Source organism: Skermanella sp., assembly GCF_059503625.1.
This window is the reverse complement of the sequence record NZ_JCACHA010001112.1, coordinates 1-5,406: the sequence shown is the minus strand read 5'-3', so window position 1 is coordinate 5,406 and position 5,406 is coordinate 1. Positions and strand designations below refer to the sequence as shown.

Below are 5,406 nucleotides of genomic sequence, written 5' to 3'. Positions count from 1 at the left end.
CGATCCGCGTCAGGTGCGTCTTCAGGAACTGCTCGTAGGCGGCAAGGTCGGGAACGACCACGCGCAGCAGATAATCGGCTTCCCCCGTCATCAGGTAGCATTCCAGCACTTCGGGGCGCTGGCGGATGGCGGCCTCGAAAGCGTCCAGCCGTTCCTCCACCTGCTTTTCCAGGGTGACGCTGACGAAGACGTTGACCGGCAGTTCCACCATCGCCGGGTCTATCAGGGCGACGTAGGTCCGGATCACGCCGCTTTCCTCCAGCGCCTTGACGCGCCGCAGGCAGGGGGAGGGCGACAAGCCGACGGCTTCCGCCAGATCGTTGTTGGCGATGCGGCCGTCCTTCTGAAGCCGCGTCAGGATCTTGCGATCGATCGGATCGATCCGGGGCTTTGGCATGCGCTGCCTTTCTAGTCCTGTTTATTGGCATAATCTGCCAAAATCATACGATTGCGCGCGTCACTTCGCAACCAACTGCCCACGCCTGGATGTTATCGTCATGCCTGTTCTTAAGCCAGGGATGCGATAGCGAGAATGGTTGACTCAGCGGCCACCCAGATGACGATTGCCCGCAACGATACCGACGCCGGCAATGCCGATACCGTCGAGTGCCTGCGGCAATTGGAGAAGAAGATCCTGTGGCTTGCCTCGTGGACGATCCATAACGCCAACCACATCCGGCCGAACCTGGACGGTCTGAAGGTAGGCGGGCACCAGGCGTCCTCGGCCTCGATGGCGTCGATCATGACGGCGCTGTACCTCTCTGCCCTCAGGCCCGAAGACCGGGTCGCCGTGAAGCCACATGCCAGCCCGATCTTCCACGCGATCCAGTACCTGATGGGCAACCAGACGCGCGAGAAGCTGGAGAACTTCCGGGGCTACAAGGGGGTGCAGAGCTACCCCTCGCGGACCAAGGACGTCGACGATGTCGATTTCTCGACCGGGTCCGTCGGCATGGGCGTCGCGCAGACGCTGTTCTCGTCCCTGGTGCAGGACTACCTGAAGGCCCGCAACTGGGCGCCGGACCTGCCGGAAGGCCGCATGGTGGCGCTGATCGGCGACGCCGAGATGGACGAAGGCAATATCTTCGAAGCCCTGCTCGAAGGCTGGAAGCACGGCCTGCGCAATACCTGGTGGATCGTCGACTACAACCGCCAGAGCCTCGACGCGGTGATCCGCGAGGGCCTGTGGGAGCGGCTGGAAGGCATCTTCCGCAACTTCGGCTGGGATGTCGTGATCCTGAAGCACGGCCAGATCATGCTGGAAGCCTTCAAGGAGCCGGGCGGCGAAGCCCTGCGCAACTGGATCGACAGTTGCCCCAACCAGCTCTATTCCGCGCTGACGTTCCAGGGCGGCGCCGCATGGCGGAAGCGCCTGATGGACGACTTGGGCGACCAGGGACCCGTGTCGCGCCTGATCGAGAGCCGGTCCGACGAGGAACTGGCGCGCCTGATGGGCAATCTGGGCGGCCATGACCTGCCGTCCCTGACGGCGGCTTTCGAAAACGCCCGCAAGCACGACCGTCCCGTCTGCTTCATCGCCTATACCGTCAAGGGCTTCGGCCTGCCGCTGGCGGGCCACAAGGACAACCACTCCGGCCTGCTGACGCCCGCGCAGATGGACGCCTTCCGCGATGCGCAGAACATCCGCCCCGGCCACGAATGGGACCGGTTCGAAGGTCTGGCCCTGGGCGAGGACCGGCTGTCCGCCTTCCTCGAAAAGGTGCCGTTCTTCGCCAAGGGACGCCGCCGCTACTCCGCTCCGATCGTTCCGGTGCCGGACGAGTTGCAGGTCCCAGTGCAGAAGGCGCTGTCTACCCAGGCCGGCTTCGGTCTCATCATGAACGAGCTGGGACGCGCGAAGGGCGGTCTGGCCGACCGCATCGTGACGACCGCCCCCGACGTCACCGTCTCGACCAATCTCGGGTCCTGGGTCAACCGGCGCGGGCTGTTCGCCAAGGAGGCGATGGCCGACCTGTTCAAGAAGGAACGCATTCCATCGACCTATAGCTGGGAGTTCTCGCCCGAGGGCCAGCATTTCGAGCTGGGCATCGCCGAGGCCAACCTGTTCACGATGCTGTCGGCGCTGGGCCTGTCGCACTCCATCTTCGGCGAACGCCTGCTGCCGATCGGCACGGTCTACGACCCGTTCATCTACCGGGGAGCGGACGCGCTCAACTATGCCTGCTACCAGGACGCCCGGTTCATGCTGGTCGCCACCCCGGCCGGCGTGACGCTGGCGCCGGAGGGCGGCGCACACCAGTCGATCGGCACGCCGCTGGTCGGCATGGCGCAGGACGGCCTGGCCTATTTCGAGCCGGCCTTCGTCGATGAGCTGGGCGTCATCATGCGCTGGGCGTTCGACTACATGCAGCGCGACGGAGAGGGCGAGAAGAACGAGCGGAACTGGCTGCGCGATGAGATAGGCGGCTCCGTCTATCTGCGCCTGTCGTCGAGGACGCAGGAACAGCCGACCCGTACCCTGAGCCCGGACATGCGGCGCGACATCATCGACGGCGCCTACTGGATGCGCCCGCCCGGCCCGAACTGCCAGCTGGTGGTGGCCTATACCGGGGCCGTCGCTCCAGAAGCGATCGAGGCCGTCGGATTGATGGCGGAGGACCGGCGCGACGTCGGGCTGCTCGCGATCACCTCCGCCGACCGTCTCCACGGCGGCTGGAGTGCCGCCCAGCGGGCGCGCGAACGCGGGCTGGTCCATGCGCGCTCGCACATCGAGCGGCTGCTGGAAGACGTGCCGTCCAATTGCGGGATCGTCACGGTGATCGACGGCCACCCGGCGACACTGGGCTGGCTGGGTTCCGTCCATGGGCATCGGACCCGCGCGCTCGGCGTCGAGCATTTCGGTCAGACCGGCACCATTGCCGACCTCTACCGTCACTTCGGCATCGACGCCCAGGGCATCGTTCTGGCCGGCCAGACCGTGGCGGCGGGCAAGCCGATCCGCCACCTCCACACGATCGGCGGCGACTGACCGGCAGCCGAGACGCCTCCGGCGATTACGCCTCCCAAGAGGTCAGCATGTCGCGCAACGCTTCCGCCGCCGGCGGAAGCGTTCGCCCGGCCTTTAGGACCAGCGTGATCGGCCGCCGGAGGATGGGGTTCCCGATCGCCAGTGACGGAAGCTCGGTCTCCATCCTCAATTCTATCGCGGTGGAGGGCAGGATGGCTATGCCCAGGCCTGCCCGGACCAGACCGATGGCCGTGCTCATATAGGTCACCTCGTAGGCCGGCACGACCAAGTGCCCGCCGTCGGCGAAGGCCCTGTCGATCAGACTGCGGACGCTGCTGCCCTTGTCCATCAGGATCAGCGGTTCCCAGGTCAGCCTGTCCAGCCTGATTTCGACGGCGCCGGCGAGCGGATGCGCGGCAGGGACGACGGCCCGCATCACGTCCTCGAACAGCGGCACGGTTTCAAGCTCGGCATCCGGTTCGATATCGCTGCCGATGCCGAAATCCACGGCTTCGTCCCGCACCGCCGCGTTGATCCGTTCGCCGACGGAATCCCTCAGCACGACCTTGATCTGCGGATGCCGCTCCTTGAAGCGCGCGATCAGCGGCGGCAGCACGGTCGCGGCGACGGACGGCAGGGCGGCTATCCGCACGGTGCCGTAGCGCAGTTCGGCCATCTCCCGCGCATTGGCGACGACGGCGTCGAATTCCCCCAGCAGACGTTCCAGCACCGGAAGCATCTCGCGGCCGATCCGCGTCAGCTCGACCGCACGGGTATTGCGGTCGAACAGCTTGACGCCGAGCGACTGTTCCAGTTGCCGGATCTGCACCGTCAGCGCCGGCTGGGTCAGGTTGAGCAGGTCGGCGGCCCGCGTGAAGCTGCTGAATCGCGCTACGACGACGAAGGATCTGACCTGCCGGAGATGTATATTCATAAGAGAATTTTATTGCTGATATCAAAATAATTCAATTCTTCTATCGGGTAAATTGCTTCATACGAAAAGGCAATAAATCCGTAATACCGCAAAAGCCGCCCCTGAAGAGGCGCCGACAAGAACCAAAAAAGGAGAGGAAATGTTAGCAGTCCTTGGATTTGCGACCATCGCCGTCTTTCTGACGGCGATCATGACCAAGCGCGTGTCCGTTCTGGTAGCGCTGGTACTCATCCCCGTCTTCTTCGGTCTTCTGGCCGGCGCCGGCCCCGACCTCGGCAAGATGATGCTCGACGGCATCGCCAAGGTTGCCCCGGTCGGCGTCATGATCATCTTCGCCGTCCTGTATTTCGGCCTGATGCTCGATGTCGGCCTGTTCGATCCGATGATCAACCGGCTGGTCCGGCTGGTCAAAGGCGACCCTGTCAAGGTGGCGCTCGCGACCGCCGTGCTGACCATGGCGGTGGCATTGGACGGCGACGGCGCCACCACGTTCCTGATCACGGTCTCGGCCATGCTGCCGCTCTATCAGCGGCTCGGCATGGACCGGCTGGTGCTGTCCGGGATCGTGGCGCTGGGGGCCGGCGTTATGAACATCATCCCCTGGGGCGGCCCGACCGTCCGCGCCATGGCGGCGCTGAAGGCCGATGCCACCATGATCTTCAACCCGGTGGTGCCCGCCATGGCCGCCGGCATCCTGTGGGTCCTGTTCGTAGCCTTCATGCTGGGCCGGCGCGAGAAGCGGCGCCTGGGCATCGCCTCGCCCGCCGCGTCGCCGGCCGGAGCTGAAAGCGTCGGCGCCGCCGCCGTCCGGACCGACCCGAGCCGCGAAGACGGAGCCGTGCCCGAGCGGGACGGCGCAGGCAAGATCGCGCTGGAGAAACCCTGGCTGTTCTGGTTCAACACTGCCCTGACGGTGGCCCTGGTGATCTGCCTGCTGATGGCGCTGATGCCGCTGCCGATCCTGTTCATCGTCGCCTTCGCCATCGCCCTGGTCGCCAACTATCCGCGCTGGGAAGACCAGCAGGCGCATCTGGTGTCCCACGCCGCCAGCGTCGTCACTGTTTCCACCATGATCTTCGCCGCCGGCATCTTCACCGGCGTCCTGACCGGCACCAAGATGATCGAGGCCATGGCCTCGGCGGCGGTGTCGGTGATCCCGGAGAGCATGGCCGGCTGGCTGCCGCTGATCGTCGCCGTGACCAGCATGCCGCTCAGCCTCGTCTTCACGCCCGACGCCTACTACTTCGGCGTGATGCCGGTCCTGGCGCAGGCGGCGGGAACCCTCGGCCTCGACCCGACCGTGATTGGACGCGCCGCGATCCTGGGCCAGATGACCACCGGCTTCCCTCTCAGCCCGCTGACCGCATCGACCTTCATCCTGATCGGCCTCTGCGGCGTCAACCTTGGCGACCATCAGCGGTTCATCTTCCCCTGGGCCTTCGGCACCACGCTGGTCATGACCGCCGTCGCCTATGCCACCGGCGCGCTTGCCGGCTGATATCAG

Annotated in this window: 4 protein-coding genes; 2 read left to right on the top strand and 2 right to left on the bottom strand. The window is 65.5% G+C overall.

The window, feature by feature from the left end; all coding sequences use genetic code 11:
* The coding region (locus AC5JJ6_RS39885) for an Lrp/AsnC family transcriptional regulator (RefSeq protein WP_496047362.1) at nucleotides 1-397 on the bottom strand (397 nt) is incomplete at its 3' end.
* Between the two features lie 135 nt (nucleotides 398-532).
* On the opposite strand from AC5JJ6_RS39885, the gene AC5JJ6_RS39880 reads away from it, so the two are divergent.
* Nucleotides 533-2,989, top strand: coding sequence for a thiamine pyrophosphate-binding protein (locus AC5JJ6_RS39880; RefSeq protein WP_496047361.1), 2,457 nt, complete (start codon nucleotides 533-535; stop codon nucleotides 2,987-2,989).
* A 25-nt stretch (nucleotides 2,990-3,014) separates the two neighbouring features.
* Here AC5JJ6_RS39880 and AC5JJ6_RS39875 read toward each other — a convergent pair whose 3' ends face one another.
* Nucleotides 3,015-3,902, bottom strand: coding sequence for a LysR family transcriptional regulator (locus tag AC5JJ6_RS39875; RefSeq protein ID WP_496047360.1), 888 nt, complete (start codon nucleotides 3,900-3,902; stop codon nucleotides 3,015-3,017).
* Between the two features lie 139 nt (nucleotides 3,903-4,041).
* On the opposite strand from AC5JJ6_RS39875, the gene AC5JJ6_RS39870 reads away from it, so the two are divergent.
* Nucleotides 4,042-5,400: a CitMHS family transporter gene (locus AC5JJ6_RS39870; protein WP_496047359.1), complete on the top strand. Its 1,359-nt coding sequence runs from the start codon at nucleotides 4,042-4,044 to the stop codon at nucleotides 5,398-5,400.
* Nucleotides 5,401-5,406: the final 6 nt, after the last annotated feature.

Bases quoted from the DNA above. Each gene is read 5' to 3' on its own strand.
- AC5JJ6_RS39880 (WP_496047361.1), top strand. From the start codon at position 533: ATGGTTGACTCAGCGGCCACCCAGATGACGATTGCCCGCAACGATACC.
- AC5JJ6_RS39875 (WP_496047360.1), bottom strand. From the start codon at position 3,902: ATGAATATACATCTCCGGCAGGTCAGATCCTTCGTCGTCGTAGCGCGA.
- AC5JJ6_RS39870 (WP_496047359.1), top strand. From the start codon at position 4,042: ATGTTAGCAGTCCTTGGATTTGCGACCATCGCCGTCTTTCTGACGGCG.